General features: G+C 74.6%; 14 protein-coding genes. 2 read left to right on the top strand and 12 right to left on the bottom strand.

What is annotated here, in order from left to right; translation table 11 throughout:
- Positions 1 to 27: 27 nt before the first annotated feature.
- The 6 genes from C7C46_RS26385 to C7C46_RS26360 all read right to left on the bottom strand — a co-directional run bounded on the left by C7C46_RS26385 (position 28) and on the right by C7C46_RS26360 (position 15,770).
- A complete protein-coding gene (locus C7C46_RS26385; protein ID WP_110672429.1) occupies positions 28 to 3,225 on the bottom strand; it encodes a non-ribosomal peptide synthetase in 3,198 nt (1,065 codons plus the stop codon).
- Positions 3,222 to 8,762, bottom strand: a complete 5,541-nt coding sequence (locus C7C46_RS26380) for a non-ribosomal peptide synthetase/MFS transporter (RefSeq protein WP_110672428.1) — start codon at positions 8,760 to 8,762, stop codon at positions 3,222 to 3,224. The genes C7C46_RS26385 and C7C46_RS26380 overlap by 4 nt, the downstream gene beginning before the upstream one ends.
- On the bottom strand, positions 8,759 to 9,055 hold the full coding sequence (locus tag C7C46_RS26375; RefSeq protein ID WP_220040691.1) for a phosphopantetheine-binding protein: 297 nt from the start codon (positions 9,053 to 9,055) through the stop codon (positions 8,759 to 8,761). The genes C7C46_RS26380 and C7C46_RS26375 overlap by 4 nt, the downstream gene beginning before the upstream one ends.
- A complete protein-coding gene (locus C7C46_RS26370) occupies positions 9,052 to 12,171 on the bottom strand; it encodes a non-ribosomal peptide synthetase (protein WP_110672427.1) in 3,120 nt (1,039 codons plus the stop codon). The genes C7C46_RS26375 and C7C46_RS26370 overlap by 4 nt, the downstream gene beginning before the upstream one ends.
- Positions 12,172 to 12,274: 103 nt before the next feature.
- Positions 12,275 to 13,729, bottom strand: coding sequence for a class I adenylate-forming enzyme family protein (locus C7C46_RS26365; protein WP_342775437.1), 1,455 nt, complete (start codon positions 13,727 to 13,729; stop codon positions 12,275 to 12,277).
- 361 nt (positions 13,730 to 14,090) lie between these two features.
- Positions 14,091 to 15,770: an AMP-binding protein gene (locus tag C7C46_RS26360; protein ID WP_281278588.1), complete on the bottom strand. Its 1,680-nt coding sequence runs from the start codon at positions 15,768 to 15,770 to the stop codon at positions 14,091 to 14,093.
- A 480-nt stretch (positions 15,771 to 16,250) separates the two neighbouring features.
- Here C7C46_RS26360 and C7C46_RS26355 point away from each other — a divergent pair, with 480 nt between their 5' ends.
- Complete coding sequence (locus C7C46_RS26355) at positions 16,251 to 18,803, top strand: GH92 family glycosyl hydrolase (protein WP_245984956.1); 2,553 nt, start codon at positions 16,251 to 16,253, stop codon at positions 18,801 to 18,803.
- A gap of 82 nt (positions 18,804 to 18,885) precedes the next feature.
- Here the strand turns inward: C7C46_RS26355 and C7C46_RS26350 are convergent, their stop codons facing one another.
- The 6 genes from C7C46_RS26350 to C7C46_RS26320 all read right to left on the bottom strand — a co-directional run bounded on the left by C7C46_RS26350 (position 18,886) and on the right by C7C46_RS26320 (position 26,078).
- The gene (locus C7C46_RS26350; protein ID WP_110672424.1) at positions 18,886 to 19,983 is read right to left on the bottom strand and encodes a lactonase family protein; all 1,098 of its coding nucleotides are present in this window, start codon (positions 19,981 to 19,983) and stop codon (positions 18,886 to 18,888) included.
- 124 nt (positions 19,984 to 20,107) lie between these two features.
- A complete protein-coding gene (locus C7C46_RS26345) occupies positions 20,108 to 23,017 on the bottom strand; it encodes an AfsR/SARP family transcriptional regulator (RefSeq protein WP_181442533.1) in 2,910 nt (969 codons plus the stop codon).
- Positions 23,018 to 23,418: 401 nt separating this feature from the next.
- Positions 23,419 to 24,696 (bottom strand): ATP-binding protein, encoded by a 1,278-nt coding sequence (locus C7C46_RS26340; RefSeq protein WP_110672422.1) that lies wholly within the window; start codon positions 24,694 to 24,696, stop codon positions 23,419 to 23,421.
- Positions 24,697 to 25,095: 399 nt separating this feature from the next.
- Entirely contained in the window at positions 25,096 to 25,296 is a 201-nt protein-coding gene (locus C7C46_RS26330) for a hypothetical protein (protein ID WP_110672420.1), read from the bottom strand.
- A 77-nt stretch (positions 25,297 to 25,373) separates the two neighbouring features.
- Positions 25,374 to 25,697: a plasmid stabilization protein gene (locus C7C46_RS26325; RefSeq protein ID WP_110672419.1), complete on the bottom strand. Its 324-nt coding sequence runs from the start codon at positions 25,695 to 25,697 to the stop codon at positions 25,374 to 25,376.
- A 213-nt stretch (positions 25,698 to 25,910) separates the two neighbouring features.
- A complete protein-coding gene (locus C7C46_RS26320) occupies positions 25,911 to 26,078 on the bottom strand; it encodes a hydrophobic protein (RefSeq protein WP_110672418.1) in 168 nt (55 codons plus the stop codon).
- A gap of 335 nt (positions 26,079 to 26,413) precedes the next feature.
- Here C7C46_RS26320 and C7C46_RS26315 point away from each other — a divergent pair, with 335 nt between their 5' ends.
- On the top strand, positions 26,414 to 26,575 hold the full coding sequence (locus tag C7C46_RS26315; protein WP_110672417.1) for a YqaE/Pmp3 family membrane protein: 162 nt from the start codon (positions 26,414 to 26,416) through the stop codon (positions 26,573 to 26,575).
- Positions 26,576 to 26,608: the final 33 nt, after the last annotated feature.

Genomic DNA, 26,608 nt, shown 5'->3' with positions numbered 1-26,608 from the left:
ACGTCCGGTGTCTGCGCGGACGGGACGTCAGGTCAGCTGCTGCCGCGCCTCCTGGTCGGTCAGGCCGTCGATCTCGGCGATCAGCAGGTCCTCGATCCGGGCGGCCAGGGCCGCCAGGGTGGGCTGCTCGAAGACGTCGCGGACCTGGATCTCCAGGCCGACCGCCGCGCGCAGGCGGGCGGCTACCCGGGTGACCAGCAGCGAGTCGCCGCCGAGGGCGAAGAAGTCGTCCAGCGCGCCGGCCCGGGCGACGCCCAGGACCTCCTGCCAGATCTCGGCGACCAGCACCTCGGCGTCGCTGTCCGGCGCCCGGAACTCGCGGGCGGCGGCGGTGTCCGGACCCGGGTCGGGCAGCGCGGCCCGGTCCAGCTTGCCGTTCGGGGTGAGCGGCAGGGTGTCGAGCACCGCGTACCCGGCCGGGACCATGAACGCGGGCAGCCGGTCGGCCAGGTGGGCCCGCACGGCGGCCGGGTCCACCACCGCCCCTGCCCGCGGTACCAGGTACGCCACCAGGCGGGTCGCGTCCCGGACCACCACCGCGGCCCGGGACACCGCCGGATGGTGCGTCAGCACGGCCTCGATCTCGCCGGGCTCGATCCGGCGCCCGTGCAGCTTGACCTGGTCGTCGGTGCGCCCGAGGAACTCCAGTTGGCCGTCGGCCCGCCACCGCACCAGGTCGCCGGTGCGGTACATGCGCCCGCCCGCGAAGGGGTCCGCGAGGAAGGCGGCCGCGGTCAGCTCCGGCCGGCCCCGGTAGCCGGCCGCCAGGCCCGCGCCGCCGAGCGCGAGTTCGCCCTCGTAGCCGCGCGGCACCAGGCGCTGTCGGCCGTCCAGCACGTAGCACCGCACCCCGGGCAGCGGCCGGCCCAGCGGCGGGCGCCCCACCGCGGAACCGGCGTCCAGCTCCGCGCTGGTCACGATCACCGTGGCCTCGGTCGGCCCGTAGGTGTTGACCAGGCGCACGCTGTCCCCGTGCCGCTTGCGCCAGGCCGCGACCGAGCCGGCGGCCGGCTCCGAGCCGCCCAGCACGACCAGGCGCAGGGCGGCCGGCCAGGCCACTTCCGCGCCCAGGGCCACCAGTTCGCTCCAGTAGGCGGTGGGCAGGTCGAGCACGGTGACGGCCGCGGCCGCCGGCGTGCGCAGGAAGTCGGGCAGCAGCCGGCCGCCGTCCGGCAGCAGCACGCAGCGCGCGCCGGCCGCCAGGGCCGGCCACAGCTCCTCGGCGTGGGTGTCGAAGCCGATCGAGGCGAACTGCACGACGGCGTCGCCTTCCCCGAGGGCGTATCCGTCCGGGCCGGCCATCCAGGCCACCCGGGCGGCCAGCGCCGGGTGGTCGACCAGGACGCCCTTGGGCTGCCCGGTCGAGCCGGAGGTGTGCAGCAGGTAGGCGGGTGCACCGGGCGCGGGGGCGGGCAGCGGGTCCGCGGTGCCGGCCGGCCAGACCGCCGGCAGCTCGAGCACCGGCACCCCCAGGGCAGCCGCCTCGCTGTCGCCGGCCGCGGCCAGCACCAGCTGCGCACCGCCGACGGCGAGCAGGAAGCGCAGCCGCTCCACCGGGTGCGCGGCGTCCAGCGGCAGGTACCCGGCTCCCGCCTTCCACAGCGCCAGCAGCGCCGTCACCAGGTCGAAGGAGGGTGCCAGCCGAACCCCGACCACCTGGCCCGCCAGCTCGCCGAGTCGCGCGGCCAGCAGGGTGGCGCGCCGGTCCAGTTCGGCGTAGCCGAGGGTCTCGCCCGCGCACTCCAACGCCACCGCGTCCGGCCGCTCGGCCACCTGCGCGGCGAACCGCTCCAGCACGGTCGGCAGTTCGGCCGGCAGCGCGGCCCCGGCCCCGAGTTCGAGCAGCGCCGACCGCTCGGCCTCGTCGAGCAGCAGCGAACCGTGCAGCGGCAGCAGCGGGTCCGCCACCACCCGGCGCAACAACTGGGTGTAGCGCTGCGCCGTGGCCTCGGCCGTGGCCCGGTCGAACAGCTCGGCGTCGAAGCAGAACGAGCCGGTCAGCCCGCCCTCGGCGTGCCGCCACAGGTCCAGCAGCACGTCGAACTTGGCCTGCGCGTACCCGGCGTCGGCGGCGGGCCGCAGGTCGACCCCCGAGATCGCGTCCTCGGCGGTGGCGTTGGCCAGTTCGTTCTGGCTCTGCAGCACGAACAGCGTCTGGTAGAGCGGCGGGCGGTGCGCCGAGCGCGGCAGCCCGAGCGCCGGGACCAGCCGTTCCACCGGGACGTCCTGGTGCCCGAAGGCGGCCATCGCCGCCGAGCGGACCCGGCGCAGCACCGTCCTGAAGTCAGGTTCGCCCCCGTCCGGTTCCGCCGACAGGTCGGCCTTGATCACCGCCGTCCTGCTGAAGTAGCCCGTCAGCGACTCGTGTTCGACCTCGGTGCGCCCGGCGATCGGGGTGCCGACGGCGAACTCCCGCTGGCCTGACCAGCGCGAGAGCAGCACCTGGTAGGCGGCGAGCAGCACCATGAAGGGGGTGCAGCGCTCCTGCCGGGCGAACCGCTCGACGGCGGCGTACAGGTCCGGCTCGATCCGGGTGGTGCCGAACACGGCCCGGTGGGCGGGACGGCGCGGGCGCGGCCGGTCGGTCGGCAGCTCCAGCCGCTCGATCCCGGCCAGCTTCTGCTGCCAGAAGGCGAACTCCCGCTCGGCGTGCGGCCCGGCCAGCCGCTCCTGCTCGGCGAGGGCGTAGTCGCCGAAGGTGCCCTTCAGCTCCGGCAGGTCGGGCTCGCGGCCGGCCAGCTCGGCGCGGTAGCAGGCCAGCAGCTCGCTCCAGAGCAGCCGGGCCGACCAGCCGTCGGAGACGATGTGGTGCAGGGTCAGGCAGACCAGCTGGTCCTGGTGGCCCAGCCGGAGCAGGGCGGCCCGCAGCAGTGGCGCGGTGGCCAGGTCGAAGGCCGTGTTGACCCGCTCCCCGGCGGCCGCGGCCGCGATCCGGTCCAGCTCCTGCTCCGGGGCACCGGGCGGCACGGCCAGGTCGACCTGTTCCAGCTCGATCCGCACTGACGGCTCGACCAGCTGCACGGGCTGGTCGTCGACCAGGTCGAAGCGGGTGCGCAGCACCTCGTGCCGGGCCGCCAGCCGGTTCAGCGCGGCGGACAGCGCGGCGGGGTCGAGGGGACCGCGCCAGCGCCAGGCGATGTACATGTTGTAGCTGGCGTCGGCGGCGTTGAGCTGCTGGAGGAACCAGAGCCGGCGCTGTTCGACCGTCAGGGGGTAGCGGGTCACTGGGCACCTCGTTCGGGGTTGCGGTCCTGCTGGTCCTGCTGGTCCTGCTGGTCCTGCTCGTCCTTCTCGGCCTGCTGGTCCCGCTGGTCGTGCAGGATGGCCAGCCCCACCAGTTCGTCGGAGACCGCGTCCGGCACCTCGCGGTCGAACCGGGCCAGCCGCGGCACCCGCAGCGCCGCCAGGGCCAGCAGCAGGATGGCCAGGCCGAGGAGCAGGTAGAGCAGGCCGATGCCGCGGCCGGGACCGGTACCGATCAGTCGGCCGGCTGTCGGGGCGAGCGCGCCGCCGGGCGCCATCAGCGGCTGCAGCAGCCGCGGGCCGAACGGCGCCACCACCGCGAAGCCCACCGGCAGGGTGGACCAGGCGACCATGGTGTTCACCGCGATCACCCGGCCGTGGAAGCGCAGCGGCACCTTGGTCTGGATGATCGTCGCGTACACCCCGTTGACCAGGGCCAGTCCGCCGGCCATGCCGAACGCCCCGAGGGCGACCAGCGGCAGCGACGGCCGCAGGCCGGTGAGCAGACAGGCCGCGCCGAGCGCCATGGTGGCCAGCAGCACCCCGCGCAGCCGTCGCCGGCGCGGGCCGCCCCAGACCAGCAGCGCGACCCCGCCGCAGACCGCCCCGGCGCCGCCCGCCATCGCCACCCAGCCGGTGGCGGCCAGCCGGTCGAAGGAGAGGACCAGCGGAGTGGTGAGCAGGAAGAGCGGGGAGAGGAAGATGTTCAGCACGGCGAAGAAGCCCAGCATCGCCCGGAACTGCGGGTTGCCGAGCGAGAGCCGGAACCCGGCCCGGATCTCGGCGGCCACCGACTCGCGCCGGGTCCAGGCCAGCGCGGCCGGGAACCGGACCAGCAGCACCACACCGACCGCCACCAGGTAGCTGGCCACGTCGAAGCAGAGGATCCCGCCCAGGCCGACGGCGGCCAGCAGCCCGACCGCGAACAGCGGCACCAGGAACTGGGCGAAGCCGAAGGCCATCTGGACCACGCCGTTGGCCCGGCCCAGGTAGCGCTTGGGCACCAGCTGCGGTACCGCCGAGCCCCAGGCGAAGCGTTGGAAGGTCAGCGCCACCGACAGCGCGGAGATCAGCGGGTACACCTCCCAGACCGTCAGGCGGTGACTGAGCGCCAGCACCAGCATCACGGCCTGGGTGGCGCCGGCCGCCAGATCGCCGAGCAGCATGATCCGGCGTCGGTCGCCGCGGTCGACCACGGTGCCGGCCAGCGGCGCCACCACGATCCCGGGCACCAGGGCGAAGGCGGCCAGCAGGCCGAAGTGGGCCAGCGAACCGGTCCGCAGGTAGATCCAGACCGGCAGCGCGAACTCGGTCAGCGCGGAGCCGATCATCGACACCTGCTGCCCGGCGGCGACGGTGAGGAAGCGGGCCATGCTGGGCCGGACCTGGTCCGCCTGCCCGGCCGGTTCCCGGGGGTCCCGGGAGACCGCCTCCAGCCACCAGGTGGACTCCTCGGTGCGCCGGAACCGCTCCTCCCGCGCGGCCGCGACGGCCGGGTGCACCCCGGTCACCACCGCGGCCAACTCCTCGGCCCGGTACCGCAGGTAGAAGTGGCCGGCCTCGGCCAGCACCACCACGGCGGCGGTGTCGGTGATCCGGTGCCACTCGCGGAACCGCTCCTGGTAGAACTCGGTGGCCGGGTCGCGCTGCCCGCAGACCGCGATCACCGGCGCCTTCAGCCGGCCGCCCTCGGTCTCGTACAGCTCGGTGAAGTACCGCTCGGCCGCCTTGCCGCCGGTCCGGCGGTTGTGCACGATCAGACGCAGCTGCTCGGGGGTCACGTCCTCGGTGTCCAGCCCGGCCGCGGCCAGCGAGTTGATCACCCCTTGGTCGCTGCGCAGCCGGTCGGCCAGCTCGGCCCACCACTCGCCGACGGCCGCGCCGCGGCCGCGCGGGCGGGCGAACGGGAAGATGCCGCCCAGGTAGACGGCCGCCACCTCCCGCCCGGCCGCCTCGACCAGCCGGGCGATCTCCACGCACAGTTGCACGCCGACCCCGCAGTGGCCGTAGAGCACGATCTCGCCCTCGACCTCCGTCAGGATCTCCTGCGCGCAGCGGGCCGCGACCTCCTCGGGCGCCATCGCCTCCTCGCCCAGCTCGTGGCCGGGCACGGCGAGCGAGTGCAGCGCCCAGTCGGCGGGCAGCGCGTCGGCGAGCGGCTTGTAGATCAGCGCGCTGCCGCCGCCGTACGGCGCGCAGACCACGCTGGCGGTGGTGCGGGTGCGCTGCGGGGTGAGCCGGTGCAGCAGCCCCTGCGGGCCCCGGTCCGCCGCCGGGTCGCTGATCAGCAGGGCAAGCTGACGCACCGTCGGGAACCGGAACAGGTCCATCACCCCGACCGGGGTGGGCAGGTCCGGGTAGGCGCGGCGCAGCCGGGCGACCACCTGGGTGGCCAGCAGCGAGTGGCCGCCGAGGGCGAAGAAGTCGTCCAGCGCGCCGACCCGGGCCACCTCGAGCAGGTCGGCGTAGATCGCCGCGACCCGGGTCTCGGCCTCGCCCGCAGGCTCGACGAACTCCCCGGTCGCCACCGCCTCCGCGGGGTCCGGCAGCGCCTTGCGGTCCACCTTGCCGTGCGCCTGCAGCGGCAGCCGGTCCAGCCAGACGAACCGGGCCGGCACCATGTAGTCCGGCAGCAGCTCCAGCAGGTGGGCGCGGACCTCGGCGGGCGCGGGCGGCTCGCCGCCGCCCGGGTGCTCCAGGTAGCCGACCAGGTTCTGTCGCACGCCCTCGCCCCGGCTGACCACCACGGCCTGGGTGACGCCCGGCAGTTCGGCCAGCGCGGCCTCGATCTCGCCGGGCTCCACCCGGTAGCCGCGCACCTTGAGCTGGTCGTCGGCGCGGCCCAGGTAGTCCAGGGTGCCTTCCCCGGCCTCCGGCCGGCGCCAGCGGGCCAGGTCGCCGGTGCGGTAGAGCCGGCCGGAGCCGTCCGGGGCCTCGACGAAGCGCTCGGCGGTCAGGTCGGGCCGGCCCAGGTAGCCGCGGGCCAGCCGGTCGCCGCCCAGGTACAGCTCGCCGGTGACGCCGGGCGGCACCGGGCGCAGCCGCTCGTCCAGCACCAGGCAGCGGGCGCCGGCCAGCGGGGTGCCGATCGGCGTGTTGCCGGGGCCGGCGCGGCCCGCGGTGACCTCGAAGACGGTCACCCCCACCGTCGCCTCGGTCGGGCCGTAGTGGTTGAAGACGGCGCACCGGCCCAGCGCGGCCAGCTCCGCGGCCCAGGCCCAGCCGGACGCCTCGCCGCCGAGCACCAGGGCCTTGCCGGGCAGCAGCCGCTCGGCCGGGGCGTCCGCGGTCAGCGCGGCCAGGTGCGAGGGCGTCATCTTCAGGTAGTCCAGCTCCAGCGCCGCCACCTGGTCGGCCAGTTCGGCCCCCGAGATGCGGCGTTCCAGCAGGTGGACGGTGCCGCCGGTGGTGAGCGCCAGGTAGAGCACGGTCAGGCTGAAGTCGAAGGCCAGCGACTGGAGCAGCCCGTACCGCCCGCCCGGCTCGATCCGCAGCCGCTCGCCCACGCCGGTCAGGTAGTTGACGATCTGCCGGTGCTGGACCGCGACGCCCTTGGGCTTGCCGGTGGAGCCGGAGGTGTAGATCACGTAGGCCAGGTCGTCCGGCCCGGCGACCGGCTCCAGCGCGGTGCCCTCCGGGTCCGGGGCCAGGGCGTCGAGCAGCAGGGTGGGCCCGGTGTGGTCGGGGAAGCGCTCGCGCAGCCCGGTCTCGGTGACCAGCACCTTGACCCCGGCGTCCGCGACCAGGTGGGCCAGCCGGGCCGGCGGCTGCTCCGGGTCCAGCGGCAGGTAGCCGCCGCCGGCCTTGAGCACGCCGACCAGCGCCGCCGCCAGCCGCGGCGACTGCTCCAGGCAGAGGGCCACCCGGTCGTCGGGGCCGACCCCGAGTCCGCGCAGCCGCCGGGCCAGCGAGTTCGCCTGCTGGTCGAGTTGACGGTAGGTCAGCTGCTGGTCGGCGAAGACCAGGGCGGGCCGGTCCGGGTACGCGGCCGCGGTGCGGGCGAGCAGCTCGGTGAGGGTGGCCGGGCCCGCCGCGGGCAGTGCGGGACCCTGCTGCCAGTCGGCCAGCTGCGCCCGCTCGGCGGCGGTGAGCAGCGGCAGCTCGTCCACCGGCAGGTCCGGGTCGGCCAGTGCGGCGTCCAGCAGCAGCTCGAAGCGCTCGGCCAGCCGGACGATCGTCGCCTCGTCGAACAGGTCGGTGCGATAGGTGAACAGGCCGTGCAGGCCGTCCGGTTGCTCCCCGAGGTAGAGCGCCAGGTCGAAGTGGGTGGAACCGGCCGCGTAGTGGAAGCCCTCGGCCGCGGCGAGCGCGGGCGGCTGGGCGGCCCCGCGCTCGCCGTAGTTCTGGAAGGCGAAGGTGGTCTGGAACACGGCCGAGCGGCTGACGTCGCGCACCACGTCCAGGTCGGCCACCACCTGCTCGAACGGCACCTCCTGGTGGGCGTAGGCGTCCAGGGTGGCCTCGCGCACCCGGCTGAGCAGGCGCCCGTAGGTCAGGCCCTCCTCCAACCGGGCCCGGATCGCCAGCATGTTGACGAACGAGCCGACCACGCCTTCGAGTTCGCGGTGCAGTCGGCCGGCCACCGGTGAGCCGACCGCGAAGTCCCGCTGCCCGGCGTACCGGGCCAGCAGGGCCTGGTAGCCGGCCAGCACCGTCATGTAGGTGGAGGCGCCGTAGGCCCGGGCCACCTCGGCGATCCGGTCGGTCAGCCGGCGGTCCCAGTGGAAGGCGTGCGCGGCGCCGGCGTGGGTGAGCACCGGCGGGCGCGGCCGGTCGGCGGGCAGGTCGAGCGCGGGCACCCCGGCCAGCGCGGTGCGCCAGTACTCCCGGTCGCCGTCCAGCTCCCCACCGGCGAGCCGCTCGCGCTGCCAGGCGGCGTAGTCGCCGAACTGCACCGGCACCGGAGCCAGGTCGGCCGGTGCGCCGCCGGTGCGCGCGGCGTACAGCGCGTCCAGCTCGCGCTGCAGGATGTCCACCGACCAGCCGTCGACCACGATGTGGTGCAGCACCAGGGCCAGCACGTGCTCCTCGGCGCCGAGCCGCAGCAGCAGCACCCGCAGCAGCGGGCCGGCGGCCAGGTCGAACGGCTCGGCGGTGCGCGCCTCGATCAGCTCGGCGGCCCGCGCCGCCGGCTCGGCGAGCCCGCTGAGGTCGGTGAACTCGGCCGTCACCGGCCCCGGTTCGGCCAGGGTGACCTCGGCGGTGCCGTCCGGGGTGGTGGGGAAGGCCATCCGCAGCGCCTCGTGCCGGGCCACCAGCTCGGTCAGGGCGTCATCCAGCGCGGCGCGGTCCAGCGGGCCGAGCAGCCGGCGGGCGGGGGTCAGCGCGTAGGCGGCGCCGCCGGGGGCGAACTGCTCCATGAACCAGAGCCGCTCCTGCCCGCTGGACAGCGGCGGCACGGTGCCGGCCGGGCGGGCCCGGACCACCTGGACGGGCGCCGCCGCGCCGCGCAGCCGCTGGGCGAGCAGCGCGCGCTTGGCCTCCGACCAGTCGGCCGGGCGTGATCGGGTCTCAGTCATGCGCCGCTCGCCCCGCTGATGCCGTGCTGCTCGGTCAGGTGTGCGGCCAGGGCCGCCACGCTGGCCAGGAACTCCTGGCCGCCGTCCAGGTCCAGGAAGACCCCGTAGCGGCTCTCCACCGCGTCCACCAGGCGCAGTTGGGCCAGCGAGCCGAGGCCCAGGGCGACGAAGGAGGTGGCCGGCTCGGCCAGCAGCTCGGCCTCGGTGACCGCCTCGTCGCTGGCCCGGGCGGTCATCCGGGCCAACTCGGCCAGCAGCGGACCGGCCTGATCCGTGCTCAACTGCTCGGTCACTGGGACTCCTTCACGGCCTCGGCCAGCTCGGCCACGGTCGGGGTCTCGAAGAAGACGTCGAGGTCGAGGTCGACGTCGAAGGACTTGCGGATCCGGGCCGCGATCTGGATGAAGCTCAGCGAGTGCGCGCCCAGGTCGAACAGGTCCTCGTCCACCCCGATGTCCGGCAGACCGAGCACCTCGGAGCAGATCGCGCAGAGCTCGGCCTCGACCGGGTCGCCCGCGCCGGCGCCGTGGCGGATGGCGACGGGCTCGGCCACGGTGGCGGGTGCGGCCGGCAGGGCGCGCCGGTCCAGCTTCCCGTTGGGGGTCAGCGGCATCGCGGGCAGCACCAGGAACAGCTGCGGGACCATCGCGCCGGGCAGGGTGCGCGACAGGTGCGCGCGCAGCTCGGCCGGCCCGGGTACGGCGGCCGCGGCGACCAGGTAGCCGACCAGCCGCGGTTCACCGGCCGCATCCTGGTCGACGGCGACGGCCGCTTCGGCGACCGCCGGGTGCTCCAGCAGCGCGGACTCGATCTCGCCGAGCTCGATCCGGTGCCCGCGGATCTTCACCTGGTGGTCGAGCCGGCCCAGGAAGTCCAGCTCGCCGTCCTCGGTCCAGGCCGCCAGGTCCCCGGTGCGGTACATCCGCCCGCCCGCGTAGGGGTCGGTGACGAACCGTTCGGCGGTCAGCTCGGGCCGGTCCAGGTAGCCCTCGGCCACCCCGTCGCCGCCCAGGTAGAGCTCGCCGGGAACGCCCACCGGTAGCGGGCGGTGCAGCGGATCCAGCACGTACGCCCGGGTGTTGGCGATCGGTCGGCCGATCCGGATCCGCTCGGGGGCCACCGGCAGCTCCGCGCAGGTGGACCAGATGGTGGTCTCGGTCGGCCCGTACACGTTGAACAGCCGCGCCACCCGGGCGCGCAGCTCGCGGGCCAGCGGCAGCGGCAGCGCCTCGCCGCCGACCAGCGCGGTCAGCCCCGGGGGCAGCCCGTCCCCGCTGAGCAGCACCCGCCAGCCGGACGGGGTGGCCTGCACGTGGCTGACCCGCTCGCGCCGCAGCAATTCGGTCAGGGCCGGCCCGTCCAGGGCCAGGCCGTCGCCGACCAGCACCAGCCGGGCGCCGGTGACCAGCGGCAGGAACAGCTCCAGGCCGGCGATGTCGAAGGAGAGCGAGGTCAGCCCGAGCCAGCCGTCCTCGGGGCCGCAGTCCAGTTGGTCGGCGAAGGAGCTGAGCAGGTTGACCAGCGCGCGGTGGCCCACGGCCACGCCCTTGGGGCGGCCGGTCGAGCCGGAGGTGTAGAGCACGTAGGCCCGGTCCGCCGGGGTGGCGACGGGCAGCGGGGCGGCGGTCCCGGTCAGGGGCTCGGTGAGCGGCGGGGCGGCCTCATGCTCCGCGGGCACCGGGGCGGCGGTCCCGGCCACGGGCTCGGCGGGCTGGTCCAGGCGCAGCACGGTCGGCGCCGCGGCGGCCACCTCGGCGGCCGGGTCCAGGTCGGCCAGCAGCAGCGCGGCGCCGGAGTCGGCCAGCACCAGGGCCAGGCGCTCGGCGGGGTAGCCGGGGTCGAGCGGCAGGTAGGCCGCGCCGGCCCGGAGCACCGCGAGCAGCGCGACCGGCAGCCGCGAGCTGCGCCGCAGGTGCAGGCCCACCAGGCTGCCGGGGCGGACCCCGGCCGCGACCAGGCGGTGCGCCAGGTCGACCGACTGCTGGTGGAGCTGGCGGTACGTCAGGCTGGTGTCGACGGCGGTGACGGCCACCGCGTCCGGCTGCCCGGCGGCGTGCGCGTCGAACAGGTCGAGCACGGTGCGGTCGGCCGGGTAGGCGCGGGCGGTGTCGTTCCAGGCCTCGGTGACCAGCCGGAACTCCTCCTCGCCGAGCAGCGGCAGCGCGTCCAGCGCCAGGGTCGGGGTGGCCGCGGCCGCCGCCAGCAGGTTCCCGAGGTGGTCGGCGATCCGCTCGGCGGCCTCCGGGGACAGCACCGACGGGTCGAACTGCAGGCTCAGCTCGCACTCCTCGGCGGACTCCACCGCCTGCAGGTGCAGGGTGTTGCGCGCGGTCCCGTTGAAGACCATCCAGTCGACCCGGGTGGTGCTCCCGGTGAACTGCGGCTCGGCGCCGCGGCGGCGGTAGCTGAACGAGACCGGGGTCAGGCCCACCCGCGGGCTGAGCCCGCCGGCCGCCGCGCCGAACGGCACGGTGCGGAACCGGTACAGCTCGCGCAGCTCGGTGCGGACGGCGGCGGCGAACTCGGCGAAGGAGGGGGCGGCGCCGGCGGCGGGTGCGTGGTGCGGCAGCTCGTTGACGAACAGGCCGATCTCCCCGGCCAGTTCGGGGGTCCGGGTGGAGAGCGCCAGGGACACCGGCGCGTTCGGGTTGCCGTAGCGGCGCAGCAGCGCGTGGACGGCGGTCAGCACGAACTCGAAGGTGGTCACCTGGCAGGCCTGGGCGGCGGCGGCCAGTGCGGCCCGGTCGAGCCGCCGGGTGAGGGCCTGGCCGGCGCCCGCGCCGAGCACCGCGCGGCGCACCCCGGGCAGCACCAGGTCCGCCGGGTCCGCCCAGCGCGGGGCGAACCAGTCGGCGGCCGCCTTGACCAGCGCCGCATCCGGTACGGGCAGGTGGGCGGGTCGGGCGGGGGTGCCGAGCCGGGCGTCGGTGTCGGAACCGGTCAGGGCCGCGTTGTAGGCCGCCGCCAGGTCGGCGACCAGCAGGTCCTTGCTCATCCCGTCGAAGACCGCGTGGTGGGCGACCACCAGCAACTCGGCCGAGCCCGCCGGGCCGTGGAACAGGGTGAACCGGACCAGCGGCCCGTGCTCCAGCGCGAACGGGCGGGCGCTCTCCTCCTCGAGCAGCTTGGTGAGGGCGGCGGGCGAGTCCGCCGCCGTGCTCTCGGTCATGGTCGGCTCGGCCGCGCAGGGCACGAGTGCGAGGATTCCCTCACGCTCGGTCAGACAGCTGCGCAGCGCCGGGTGGCGGGCCGTCACGCCCGCACAGGCGGTGCGCAGTGCGACCGGGTCGACCCGGTCGAAGGAGATCCGCACCGGGAGGTGGTAGCTGGTGCGGGCGGCGCCGAGCCGCTCGGTGAGCCAGACGCCCTGCTGGGCGGGGCCGGCCGGGATCGCGACGGAGTCGGGCATGGGGGGACTCACTTCGGTGTCAGGGGCTGGGGAGGCGGGACCCTGTGAACAGGTGGAGATGACGGATCGTCAGTGCGGCGAGCTGGGGGAGGGCCGGTGGGCCTCAGGTGGCCAGCAGCTCGCGGATGGCGCGCTTGAGCGGTTTGCCCGCCTCGTTGCGCGGCAGCACGTCCAGGGTGCGGATGGTGCTGGGGATCTCGTGCGCGGCCAGCCGTTCGGCCAGGAAGGAGCGCAGGGCGGCCGGGTCGAACGCGGTTCCGGCGGCCGGGACCACGGCGGCGGCCACGCTGGTCCCGAGCACCGGGTGCGGCAGGCCGACCACGGCCACGTCGGCCACGCCCGGGTGCTCCAGCGCCACGGACTCCACCTGGAGCGTGGAGACCTTGTAGGCACCGGACTTGATGACGTCCGAGGCCCGGTCCACCAGGTGCAGGTAGCCGTCCGGGTCCAGGTAGCCGACGTCGCCCATCCGCACCCAGCCGGACCGGAACACCGCCGCGCCGGCCTCGGCGTCGCGGTAGTAGGCGCGCTGGGCGCCGGGGGAGCGCAGGAGGACGTCCCCGGTCTCGCCGGCCGGCAGCGGCCGGCCGTCCGGTCCCGCGACCATGACGGCGCCACGGGCGGCCAGGCCGAGCGCGGTGGGGCGGGAGGGGTCGAAGACCATCGCGGTCTGGGCCGGTGCGGCCTCGGTGGAGGTGTAGTAGTTGACCACCACGGCGTTCGGGAAGGCCGCGGTCAGCGCGGTCGCCACGCTGGGCGGCAGGGCGGCAGCGGTGGAGCCGAACAGGCGCACCGAGGAGAGGTCGTGGCGCTCCTGCACGCCGGCGCCGAGCAGTTCGGCCGCCATCGCCGGAACCACGAACACGCTGCCCACCGACCGCTGTTCGATCAGCCGGGCGAACCGGCCCGGGGTGAAGCGGGTGGCCACCAGGGCGGCCGGGTGCGCGTCGAGCGCGTTGACCAGCATGGTCTGGCCGGCGTTGGTGCCGACCGCGAAGGCGTGCAGGAACTCCTCCGAGTGCGCCAGCGGGCGGTGCCGGGCCAGCGGGCGGGTGCCGTGCACCACGTTGCCGTGGCTGGCGAGCACGCCCATCGGGCGGCCGGTGGTGCCGGAGGTGTAGAGCACCTGGGCCGGATCGGCCGCTGCCACCTCTGGCAGCTGGACCGCCGCCGCCCCGGACTCGGCCGCCTCGGCGGCCAGTTCGGCCGGTGCGGCGATCCACCACGGGCCGAGCGGCACCGAGGCGCCGGCGCCGGCCACCACGGCACTGGCGCCGCAGTGCTCCAGCAGGCCGCCGACCGCCTCGGCCGGACGCCCGTCCGAGATCGGCACCGCGACGGCGCCCGCCCGGGTCACCGCGCAGTACTGGACAGCGAATTCCGGCCAGTCGCGGAGCCCGAAGACCAGGCCCACCCGGTCGCCGGGCCGGACCCCGCGGGCCACCAGGGCGCGGGCGGCGCGCACCGAGCGGTCCCGCCAGTCGGCGAAGGTCAGCCGGGTGCCGGTGTCGGTGCTGATCGCGGTCCGGTCGGGCTGTGCCGCGGCCCGCAGGTCCAACAGCCCGTGGACCGTCCGGGAGCCCTGCGCCGAGCTGCGGGGTGCCGGCGCCGGGTCGGTTCTGTGGTCAAGTGCGCTTTGCTGCATGGAAAGTGACACGTCCCCCGTGGAAGCTCCGTCGGCTGCCGGTGCCTCGCGCCACGGCAATGGTCCAGACCTGGCTGAGAGATTGGCATAGACCACCTTGAGGGTCAAGGTTCGATTGCCATCCACTGCGCGGCCACCTGTGCCCGGTGGGCAGTTTGGGGGGTGCGCGGACTGCCCGGCGCCCTGCGCCCGACGACCGGTCGGGGCCACCAGTGGCCGCCCCGACCGGAGGTGATCGGCCGGGCCGGGCCCGGCGGCAGTCGTCAGGCCGGCGTCACCCCTTCAGCTCGGGGAACTGGTCGTCGCGCCACTCGCCGGCCAGCTCCGCGCCCTGCTGCTCGCGGGTGCGCAGCTCGACCCGGCGGATCTTGCCGGAGATCGTCTTCGGCAGCTCGAAGAACTCCAGCCGGCGCACCCGCAGGTAGGGGGCCAGGTTCTCGCGGGCGTGGCGCAGGATGGCCAGCGCCGTCTCCCGGGTCGGCTCCCAGCCCGGGGCCAGCGCCACGTAGGCCTTGGGCACCGCCAGCCGGGTCGGGTCGGGCGCGGGGACCACGGCGGCCTCGGCCACGGCCGGGTGCTCGATCAGCACGCTCTCCAGCTCGAACGGCGAGACCTTGTAGTCGGAGGCCTTGAACACGTCGTCGGTGCGGCCGATGTAGGTGATCTGCCCGTCGGCGTCCCGGCTCGCCACGTCGCCGGTGTGGTAGTAGCCGCCGGCCATCGCCTCGGCGTTGCGCTCCTCGTCGTCCAGGTAACCGGTCATCAGGTTGACCGGACGCTGCGCCAGGTCCAGGCAGATCTCGCCCTCGTCGGCCGGCTCGCCGCTCACCGGGTCGACCAGCACCACCGGCACGCCGGGCAGCGGGCGGCCCATCGAGCCGGGCTTGACCGGGTCGCCGGGCAGGTTGCCGATCAGCAGGGTGGTCTCGGTCTGCCCGAAGCCGTCCCGGATGGTCAGGCCCCAGTGCCGCTCGACCTGGGCGATCACCTCGGGGTTGAGCGGCTCGCCGGCCGCGAACAGCTCGCGCAGGGTGCCGGGGCCGCCGGACAGGTCGGCCTGGATGAGCATCCGCCAGACCGTGGGCGGCGCGCAGAAGGTGGTCACCTCGGCCCGGCGCAGCTCGGCCAGCAGCCGGGCCGGGTCGAAGCGGGTGTAGTTGTGCACGAAGATCGTCGCCTCGGCGATCCACGGCGCGAAGAAGCAGCTCCAGGCGTGCTTGGCCCAGCCGGGGGAGCTGATGTTGAGGTGCACGTCGCCGGGGCGCAGGCCGGCCCAGGCCATCGTGGTGAGGTGGCCGACCGGGTAGGAGACCTGGGTGTGCTGGACCAGCTTGGGGCGGCTGGTGGTGCCGCTGGTGAAGTAGACCAGCAGCGGGTCCTCGGCGGCGGTGACGGCGGGCAGCGGCGCGGGGTCGGCGATCAGGTACGCGTCCTCGAAGGCGGCCCAGCCCTCGACGGGGCCGCCGACCACGATCCGGGTCACCCCGCTACCGGTGAACTTCGCCGTGTCGGCGGCGTTGGCGACCACGTGCGCGGCCCGGCCGCGGGTGATCCGGTCGGCCAGGTCGGCGGGGCCGAGTGCGGTGGTGGTCGGCATGGTCACGGCGCCGAGCTTCATCACCGCCAGCATCGCCTCCCAGAGCTCGACCTGGTTGCCGAGCATCAGCAGCACCCGGTCGCCCTTGCGCACGCCGAGGCCGGCCAGATGGTGGGCCACCTGGTCGGACCGGTGGGCCAGTTCGGCGAAGCTGTACCGGGCCTCGGACCCGTCCTGCTCGACCAGCCAGAGTGCCGTGCGGTCGTTGCCGCGGGCGATGGCGTCGAACCAGTCGAGGGCCCAGTTGAACCGCTCGCCCAGGTCGGGCCAGTGGAAGGGCTCGGGGTCGGCCGACCGCCGGCGCAGCATCAGGTCCCGGGCGGCGCGGTAGCGCTCGGTCGGGGTGGGGTGGGTCACGGTCACTCCTCGTGGACGGCTGCCCGTCCCGGTCTTCGTGCGTCGAGGCCGCGGGCACGGGTCGCGCGCGGCCGGTCACCAGTATCTGGACCGCGGCCCCTTCCACACCCCGACCTGACGATCCGTGAGCGTCCGCGCCAGCCGCTGACCCTGATTTGGCGCCAGAGTGAGCAGGGTCAAGAAGCCGCTGTCAACCGCTAGCCGGAAATTACAGCTGAACAGATGCACGATTCGCCGGTTCATCACGCTCCGCAGGGGGACACTGACGGTAAGTCAGGGAGGTGGGTTCAGTTGCGAATCTTGCGACGCCCTAGTATTTCGCGCCACCTGCGGCCCCAGCGGCCCCCGCGCCCGGCTCGCCCCACTCGGCGGCCCGGCAACCCCGTTCGTCCCTCCGGCCCCGCTGTCCGGCGTGGCCCCAACGACCTCGCACCCCGCCCGCGGCGGGCGGCGCTCGCGCTGACCGCCTGCGCCACCCTGGTGGCCGCCACGGCCGGCCTGCAGGGGGCCACCCAGGCGGTGGCCGCGACGCAGCACTACACCGTCAACGACCCGGCCCAGTGGGTCAACCCGTTCGTCGGCACCCAGCAGGGCGCCACCGACTTCGGCAACGGCGGCGGGGCCGGCAACACCTTCCCCGGCGCGGTGGCGCCGCTGGGCATGATCCAGTGGAGCCCGGACACCGTGACCTACCAGCACGGGGGCTACGACTACGACGACACCCGGATCCGCGGATTCAGCCTCACCCACATATCCGGGGCGGGCTGCGGGGACTACGGCAACGTCCCGTTCCTGCCGTTCCTCGGCAGCAGCTCGCCCGGCTACTCGACCTTCTCGCACAGCAACGAGGCCGCCTCGCCGGGGACGTACTCGGTCACCTTCGACAACGGGATCAAGACCGCGCTGACCGTCACCCAGCGCTCCGGCATCGCCCAGTTCAGCTACCCGGCGGGCCAGCAGGCCTCGCTGACGGTGGACGCGGGCAAGGCGTTCAACGCCGCCACCGGCAGTGTGTCGCTCAGCTCCAACGGGATCGCCGGGTACACCGACAGCGGCAACTTCTGCGGCAGCGGGAACCGCTACCGGCTGTACTTCTCGGTGGTCTTCGACCACCCGTTCGCGACCAGCAGCCTCACCGGCGGGTCGCTGGCCCAGGTCTCCTTCGACACCTCGGCCAACCGGACGGTCACGGCGAAGGTCGGGATCTCCTTCGTCAGCGCGGACAACGCGTACGCCAACCTGCAGGCCGAGCAGGGGGCGAGCGGCTACCCGCAGGTCAGCGCGGCGACCCGGACGGCGTGGAACGCGATGCTCGGGCGGATCGCGGCCACCGGCGGGAACGTCTTCGACACCGCGACCTTCTACACCGCGCTCTACCACGCGCTGCAGGACCCGAGCGTGTTCAGCGACACGGACGGCCGCTACATCGGGTTCGACGGGCAGCTCCACACCGTCCCCGCGGGCCACGCCGAGTACGCCGACTTCTCGGGCTGGGACGTCTACCGCTCCCAGGCGCAGCTGTTGGCCTTCCTGGCCCCCAAGGAGGCCTCGGACGTCGCCCAGTCGATCGTCAACCAGGGCGCGCAGGCCGGGTACCTGGACCGCTGGACGCTGGCGAACGGCAACACCGGCGTGATGGTCGGCGACCCGCTGCCCATCATCGGCAGCGACATGTACGCCTTCGGCGCGACCGACTTCGACTACTGGAACCTGCTCTGGGAATCCTGGCAGGGCACCGTGAAGGACAACGAGCGCCCCGCCCAGGAGAGCCAGCACAGCGAGGGCTTCGTGCCCTACAGCGTCTGGGGCGGTGGCTCCATGACCCTGGAGTACGCCACCGCCGACTTCGCGGTCTCCCAACTGGCCGGCCGGCTCGGCGACACCGCGATCCACGACGACCTGCTGCACAAGTCGGCGAACTGGCGCAACCTGTTCAACCACGACAGCGGGTACCTGCAGCCGCGCAACGCCGACCACAGCTGGCCGGGCTTCACCCCGACCTCGCAGAACGGCTGGATCGAGGGCAACGGCGCCCAGTACACCTGGCTGGTGCCGCAGAACCCGAAGGGGCTGATCAACGCGATGGGCGGCGCGGGGGCGGCGGTCTCCCGGCTGGACGCGCTCTTCGGCACCGGCCTGAACGCCGGCCCGAACGCCGCAGGCGCCTACCTGGGCAACGAGCCGTCCTCGGCCATCCCCTGGCTCTACGACTACGCCGGCCGTCCCGACCGGACCGAGGCCGTGGTCCGCCAGGCGCTGACCTCGCTGTACTCCTGGGGGCCGAACGGCGAGGTCGGCAACGACGACCTGGGCCAGATGTCCGCCTGGGCGGTCTGGGCCGCGCTCGGGATGTACCCGGAGATCCCCGGGCGGGCCGAACTGGCGCTGGCCAGCCCGCTCTTCCCGGGGATCACGATCACCCGGGGCAACGGGGTGACGATCGACATCACCGCGCCCGGGGCGACCGACAACACGCCCTACGTGACCGCTCTGCAGGTGAACGGCTCGCCGTCCCAGCAGCCCTGGCTCAGCGAGGACTTCGTGCAGCACGGCGGGACGCTGGGCTACACGCTCAGCAGCACCGACTCGCCGGGCTGGGGCACCGCGGCGGCCGGTGCCCCGCCGTCCTTCGACACCGGTCCGGCCGTCCCGGTCACCGGCCAGATCACCGGCCTGGCGGGCAAGTGCGTGGACGACTCGCTCAGCCAGACCACCTGGGGCAACAAGATCCAGCTCTGGACCTGCAACGGCACGGCCGCGCAGCAGTGGACCCTGGCCTCGGACGGCAGCCTTCAGGTCCTCGGCAACTGCCTGGACGCCGTGCACAGCGGCAGCACGCCGGGCACCAAGGTGGACCTGTGGCAGTGCAACGGCACCGGCGCCCAGCAGTGGTGGCCGCGCTCGGACGGGTCGATCGTCAACCCGGCCACCGGCCTGTGCCTGGACCTGCCGAACAGCAACACCACCGACGGCACCCAACTCCAGCTCTGGGGCTGCAACGGGACCGGTGCCCAACGCTGGACCGTGCCGTAGCACGGACAGCACGCGGGAACAGGAGCCCCGCCGCGACCGGTGCGAACCGGCCGCGGCGGGGCTCCCGCAGGTCAGGCAGCAGCTACCTGGCCACCGCCACACCCGCCGCGCTCGCCGGCAGCACCGCCGGGGCGTTGACGACCTGCGCACCACCGGCGCCGAAGCGGACGGCCTGCAGGCGGTTGCCGGTCGCGTCGCGGACGTAGAGCACGTCGCCGCGGCCGAGCGCCTCGTCGGTGGGGTGGCCGCCTACGGTGGCGGCGACGGGGGCGGTCAGGGTCAGGGCGCCGTCGCGGACCAGGTAGGTGGAGATGGTGCCGGTGGCGGCGTTGGCCACGTAGGCGGTGTCGGTGCGGTGCGAGACCACCAGCCAGCAGGCCGCGCCGCCGCCGTCCGGCAAATAGGACAGCTGGCGGGCGGTGCCGGAGGCGAGGGAGTAGGTGGTGACGGCGCTGGCCGCAGCGTCCGAGACCACCGCGTTGCCGCGGTCGTCGAAGTCGAAACCGAACGGGACCGCGGCCGCCGAGGCGGTGCGGGCGGCCGCGGAGGCCAGCCCGTGGCGGTCCACGGTGAAGGTGTCGAGCGCGTTGCTGCCCTTCTCGGTGACGACCAGTCGGCGGCCGTCGGGGGAGAAGGCGACCTCGGCCGCCCCGGCCGCACCCGCCGACAGCGCGCGGTTCGAGCCGGCCAGCGGGACCAGGGAGCCGTGCTGCAGGCGGAAGCCGGCGATCGTGGCGCTGCCGGCGTCGAGGACGTAGACCAGGTCCCCGTGGACGGTCACGCTCACCGGGTCGGTGCCGCCGGAGGGGGCGGTGGAGACCGCGGTCAGGCCGCCGTCGCGGGCCACGCGCAGCGCGGTCACCGAGTTCGAACCGGCGTTGACGGCAAGCAGCAGCCGGCCGTGGTCGGCCGGCACCACCGCGCCCTGGGAGCCGAGCCCGGCGCCCGAGCCGAGGCCGCCGGTGGGGTAGGAGCCGGCCGGGGTCAGCACGCCGCCCAGGTCGCGGAAGGCCAGCACGCTGTTGCCGGCCGCCGAGTTGGAGAGCGTGTAGACGGTGGCCGCGCGCTCGGTGGAGGCGGCCGCGACGCCGGGGGTGGCGAGGCCGGCCAGCGCGGCGCCGAGCACCGCGGCAACGGCCAGGGCGGTCCGGCGGCGCGGCTTCTTAGCAGGGGTCAGCACACCAAGCTCCTGGGTAGGAAGGGGACTTCGTGAGCACCACCCTGCCGCCGGCCGAGCGGCCGGGACAGCCCGGACGGGTGATCGACAGCACCACGTAAGCAGTGGGAAAGAGACCCGTAAGAGGTTACGGTCCGTCAAGTCGGGCGCGGACCGCCTCCAGTTGGGAGCTCGCGCTCAGTTCGGTGTACAGCGCGGCGCTCAGCTCCCACGCCGCCCGGGCCAGCGCGTGCTCGCCCATCGCCTGGTGGTCGTCGCCGATCCGCAGCTGGCAGCCGGCCAGCGTGAACCGGTCGCCGATCTGGGCGCTGATGTCGCGGGCCTGCTGGTGGCGGGCCAGCGCCTGGGCGGGATCGGTCGCCCGCTCGACGTCGCCCAGGCCGTTCAGTGCCACCAGCAGGCGGATCCGGTCGCCGGAGCTGTGGGCCGACTCCAGCGCCTGGTGCAGGAACTCCAGGGCCTCGAGGGGTCGGTCCAGGCGGTTCAGCGAGATGCCGATGTTGCCCAGCGCCCGGCCTTCGGACACCTGGTCGCCGACCTCCCGGGCCAGCGTGAGGGTCTGCTGGTGGTACTCGACCGCCTGCGCGAAGTCCTCGATGTGCTCGCAGACCGAGCCGAGGTTGTTCAGCACGATCACCTGGCCCGCCCGGTCGCCCGCCTCGCGGTAGGCGGCCAGCGCCCCGGTCAGGTGCTCCAGCGACTCCTGATAGCGGCTCAGGTGGGCGTAGGTCACCCCGAGGTTGGTCAGTACCCGGCGCTCCCCGGCCTGGTCCCCTATGCTCCGGAAGTCGCGCAGCGCGGCCTGGAAGGCGTCGATGGCGTCCGGGTAGCGGCCCAGCAGCCAGAGCGAGCCGGCCAGGTTGGTCTGGGCGGTGGCGTGCCCCGCCGGGTCCCCGGCGGTCGCGGTGGCCTCGGCGGCCGCGGTGTGCAGTACCAGGGACCTGCTGTAGTGCCCCTGGTACTCCAGGTAGCGGGCCAGGATGCCGGACAGGTCGCTGCAGTGCCGGGTGGCGGCCGCGGCGGGGTGGGTGCCGGCGCTGAGCAGGTTGGTCAGCTCGATCTCCAGCCAGGCCTGGGCGTCCTCCTCGGTGCGCAGGCGGTCGACGGGCGTGGCGGGCTTCGGGGGGTGCGGGCGCCGGTGCGCCTCGTGCGGGTAGAGCAGGTCGGCCGCGGCCGCGGCGGTGTGGTTGTAGTAGTCGAAGAGCCGCTCCAGCGCGGCCTGCTGACCGGCCGGCGACTCCTCTGACTCCGCCAGGCCGTGCGCGTGCTGGCGCAGCAGGTCGTGGAAGGTGAAGCGGCCCGGCGAGCGCTCGATCAGCAGGTGGTGGCCGTGCAGCTCGTCGACCAGGTCCTCGGTCTCGGCCAGCGGGAGGTCGGCCAGGGCCGCCAGGGCATAGGCGGAGAAGTCGTCGCCGGGGTGCAGGCCCGCCAGGCGGAAGAGCCGCTGCTGGTCGGGGGCGAGCGCGTGGTAGGAGACGGCGAAGGCCGCGGCCACGCTCTGGTCCTGGGTGCGGAACTCGTTGGCCAGGCTGATCCGGTCGCGCAGCCGGGCCAGCAGGTGGGACGGGGTCCAGGAGCTGCGGTGCGCCAGGCGGGCGGCGGTGATCCGGATGGCCAGCGGCAGGTGGCCGCAGAGGTGGACGATCTCGGCGACCGCCGCCTCCTCGCCGGCGATCCGGTCCGGCCCGCAGATCTGGCCGAACAGGGCGACGGCCGCCTCCTGGTCGAGCACGTCCAGCGAGAGTGCGCCGGCGCCGGCCAGCGCGGGCATCCGGCGCCGTGAGGTGACCAGCACCAGGCTGCCGGGGGAGCCGGGCAGCAGCGGGCGGACCTGTGCGGCGTCCACGGCGTTGTCCAGCACGATCAGCAGCCGGCGCTCGGCCGCCTCGCTGCGCCACAGCAGCGCGCGCTCCTCGGGGTCCGCGGGCAGTGCCTCCTCCCGCACGCCGACGGCGCGCAGCAGGCGGGCCAGCGCGGTGCCGGGGTCCAGCGGGGTGTGGCCGGGGGTGAAGCCGTGCAGGTCGATGAAGAGCTGGCCGTCGGCGTAGCGCGGCGCCAGGGTGTGCGCGACGTGCACGGCCAGCGCGGTCTTGCCGACCCCGGCCATCCCGTCGATCGCGGAGATCACCACGGCGTTGGTGGCCGGTGCGGCCGCGGCCGTCAGCAGGCGGTCGGTCTCCGCGCCGCGGCCGGTGAAGTCGGCGACGTCGCGCGGCAGGCTGTTGCGCGGGGTGTAGGCGGGGGCGGCCGGGGCGGGCTGGGCGGCCGGGGCCGGTTCGCCACCCTGCGCCGCCGCGCCCGGCACCGCCGGTTCGAGCAGCGTGGGGTCCGCGGCGAGGATCCGCTGCTGCAGCTCCGCGACCTGGGCCGAGGGCTCGACGCCGAGCTCGGCGACCAGCCGGGTGCGCAGCTCCTGGTAGACGGCCAGCGCCTCGGCCTGGCGGTCCGCCCCGTACAGCGCCACCATCAGCTGGCCGTGCAGCGCCTCGCGCAGCGGGTGGGCCTGGGTGAGGCCGCGCAGTTCGGCGACCAGCTCGCGGTGCCGGCCCAGGGCCAGGTCCGCGTCGACCCGGTCCTGCCAGGCCTTCATCCGGGTCTCGTCGAGCTGGTGGGCCCGGGCGGCGCCGTCCAGGCCGGCCGGCAGGTCGGTGAACGGGTCGCCGCGCCACAGCTCCAGGGCGCTGCTCAGGGTCTGCCGGGCGGTGGCGACCTCGCCCGCCCGCAGTTGCTGCGCGCCGAGCCGGCACCCGTCCAGGAAGCGCTCCACGTCCAGCTCGCCGGGGTGCACCGCGACCAGGTAGCCCGGTGCCACGGTGCGCAGCCGCTGCCCCGCCTCCTCGCCGAGCATCCGCCGCAGGCGCAGCACGTGGTTGCGCAGCCCCGGCCCGGCCGCGGCGGGGCGCTGCTCGCCCCAGACCGCGGACGCCAGCTGTTCGGCCGGCACCACCCGGTTCGCGTGCACCAGCAGCAGCACCAGCACGGTGCGCGGGATCCCCGAGGGCAGTACCACCTCGCCGTCACCGACTGTGACGCTCACGGGCCCCAGCAGGTTGAAACGCACGGGCTCGGGCCGCTCGCTCATCACTCACCGTTCGCATTCGGACATGTTGCGGTGATCTTACAGGCGTCAGACGGGCCGCAAATAACGTCCGGGACGTCCACGAACACCGGAACTGGGAGGACCTCCAGTGCAGCGCACCGCACACCCGCGAGTCTGGGGAGCGGCCGGCCCGATCCGCCGCCGCCCCCGCGCCGTCTAGCTCCGGCTCGCCGTACCCCCGGGCGCCCCGCGCCAGGTGGCGCCGACCGGGCGGTCGGGACCGGCACGACTGACGGCCCGTCAGCCAGCGGGCCCAGCACAGGAGGCGATGCGCGCCGGGCGGCGGTCAGGGTGCCGCCGGTCCGGTCGCCGGGCTCGGCCCCGTCCGGTCGACGGGCTCACACCCGGCCGTGGGAGGCGATGTCCTGGGTGAACTCCTCGACCATCTCGCTGGTGACGGTCCGCCGGCACTGGGCGAGTGCGGCGCGGAAGTCGTCGGTGCTCGCCCCGGCGGGCAGCGGATCGGCTCCGGCCCGCTCGGCGGCGAGGTCGCGCTCGAAGGCCGCCTGGGCCGCGGTCCGCGCCGCGTGCCCGATGTCGGCCGGCGTGAACAGCTCGCTCGCGGCTACCAGCGCCGCCACGTCCACCGCGGCGTCGTGGCCGGTGAACCGGGACCAGATCGCCCGGCGCGCCTCCTGGTCGGGCGTGCCGATCGGGATCACGTAGTCGAACCGCCCCGGGCGCAGGAACGCCGGATCCAGGGACCGCACCGAGTTGGTGGCGCAGACCAGCAGCCGCTCGCCGCGCTCCCGGAACCCGGGGATCAGCTTGAGCAGTTCGTTGGTGACCCCGTGCATCGCCGAGCTGCCGGTGCGGACCGGCGCGATCTCCTCGACCTCGTCGATGAAGACCAGCACCCGTTCCAGCTCGGCGATCTGGGCGAAGGCCTCGCGCAGCCCGGCCGCCAGACTGCCCTCGTCGGCCAGCCGGGAGGGCAGCAGCTCCACGAACGGCCAGCCCAGCCGGGAGGCCACCGCCCGGGCGAAGGTGGTCTTGCCGGTTCCGGGCGGGCCGAACAGGGCGATGGCGCGCGGTGGTTGGACGCCGTGTCGGGCCGCCCGCTCCGGCTCGGCCAACGGCAGCACCACGCGCCGCTCGATCAGCGCCTTCTCGGCGGCCATCCCGGCCACCGCGTCCCACAGGCCCGACGGCAGCAGCCGCCCGCCGAGGTCCGCCAGCACGTCCGCCGATCCGCCCGAGGCGGGTTCCGTCTTCTCGAAGTACGCGACGGCCGGGCGCCGCACGTAACCGGCGTTGTGCAGCCCGTCCCCGAGCAGTTCCTCCTGCGGGAGTACGTAGGCGATCCGCCGCACCCGCGCCTGCACGAGTCGGCGCTCCAGCTCGCGCAGCAGGGCGCTGGCCAGGCCGCGGCCCCGCCACGCCGGGTGGATGGCGATCCGCATCACCCAGGCCCGCTCGCCGCCCACCTGGGCCACCGCGGCCCCGACCGGCACCGAGCCGTGCACCGCGACGACCGCGGGCTGACGCTCCGTCAGGGCCGTGATGCACTCGGCCAGTGAGAACACCGACTCCTGGCCGAGCTCCGCCGTGCTGTCGATCAGGTGCACGACGCCGGCCAGATCGTCCTCGCGGTAGTCGTGGATAAGCCAGTTCACGCATGCCCCTCTCGCCGTCCTGCGGTTCCGGTGAACCTAGGCGCCGGGGGCGGGCGGGGTCCTGCGCCGCCGCGGACAAGCAGCGGAGGCGAACCGTACGCGGTGGCGGTGGCGGTGGCGGTGCCCGGCAGGCCGTCCGTCGTGGTCGGAAACCATGAGGAGGTCGCAGCCGAGCCCTTCCGCGATCCGGGCCAAGTCGCGCGGCACGCCGGTACCGGCACCGGGGCTGGGCCCCTCCCGGCTCAGGGCTCTGGGCGTGATCGGCATCGTGGCATCGGTCGGCGTCTTCGCCGTCGGAGCGCACGCCGGTCACTGGTTCGGCAAGCGCGCCGTCGGAGCGGACGCCGCCCCCTGTCTCCCGGCCCGGGAGACAGGGGGCGGCAGTGGCGCTGCCGGCGGTCAGGGCGCCTGGGTGTCGGCGGCGGGCGGCTTGGGCTCCTCGCCGTCCTCGTCGCTCTTGCCCGCCTCGGCCTTGGCCCGGACATCCTTCGGGGTGGGCGCCGTGATGCTGCGCTCCTCCGCGGACCGCTCCCGTACCTTGCCGCCGTCCTCCCTCGAGGCGTCGTTCTCGTCGCGGGTACCCGTGTCGTCCGTGCTCATCGCATCGTCCTTCTTGCTACGTGTCGTTCTTGCTACGTGTCGTTCGTGGGGGCAGCGCACCGGGTGGGCCGGCGCTGTCAGTGGCCGAGGGCGCTGGCGAGTTCCTTCTTGCTCATCTTCGAACGGCCGTGGATGTTGCGCTGCTTGGCCTCGTTGTACAGCTGCTCCTTGGTCGGCCCCTGGGAGCCGGAGTGGGAGTGCAGTCCGCCGCGCCGGGAGGAGGACATGTCGTGGGTGGAGGAACGGCTGGCGGTCTTCGACTCGCCGTGCCGGGCCCGTTCCTTGTTCACGGTCCGGGCCGCGATCTCCTCCGCCCGCTTCCGGCTCTCCCCGCGGTCCAGCGCGCTGTCCTTGATGTGCTCGTACTGCCGTTCACGCTTCTTGCTCGAACCCGCAGGCATGTTTCCTCCTCTGGGTGTGCCGCATCGTCCGCCCCCGAATCTAGGACGCGACTCGTTCGCGGGCCTCCCGGACGCGGCAGACGGGCGTCAGTCGGACGGGCGTCAGTCGGACGGACGGTCACGAAGACCGTGAGGCCGATGAAACAGCAGGCGGGCGCCGCCGCTGAGGGCAGCGCCCGCCTGTCGGGCCGGCCGGGTGGGACCTGTCGACGGCTACCAGCGGTACCAGCGGCTGCGCCCGCCCTCCGCCGCGCCGCGGAAGACGAAGCCGAGCACCCACAACACCAGAACCACGAGTGCCACCCACCACAGCACGTGGACCGCGAACCCCAGGCCGCCGAGAAGCAGCGCGAGTAGCAGGACAAGGACGAGAGCGAGCATGGGAGGCTCCTTTTCGACGCTGTTCGGCGCCCCCAGGAGTTGCCCGGGGGACCGGGCCAGGGGCGCTGTGCCCAGCGTGTACCCGTGTTCCGTCAGCCCACGCGTGCCGCGGTTGTGCTGCCGCGAGCGGTTTTCCCGGCCTCGGGGCGGCCGCCCGTGACGGGGCGCCACGCCGTTCGCGGAATCGATCGGTGTCGCGGTACCGATGCGGGTCTGCTAGACCGGTGGGCGGAGTCCGGGGACTTCCTGGCCATCCGTCGCCCGGACGATGCTCGGCCGGATCGCCCCGACCTGGTCCCGGCGACACGGCTGCCCCAGGAGATCGAGGAGCGATCATGGTGAAGGTTCTGCTCGTACTGCTCTGCCTGGTCCTGCCGTGGCTGGCGGTGCTCATCAAGGAGGGCCCGAGCATGAAGGTGCTGTGGGCCTTCCTGCTCCAGCTCTGCGGCCATCTTCCCGGTGTCGTCTACGGCATCTACCAGGTCGTTCAGGACTGACCGCGGCAGGGATCCCGGCACACCGCGAGGCAC

The organism is Streptomyces tateyamensis (genome assembly GCF_003205575.1).
In the GTDB taxonomy this organism is placed as follows: Bacteria; Actinomycetota; Actinomycetes; order Streptomycetales; family Streptomycetaceae; genus Kitasatospora; species Kitasatospora tateyamensis.
This window is presented reverse-complemented; position numbering and strand designations above follow the sequence as displayed.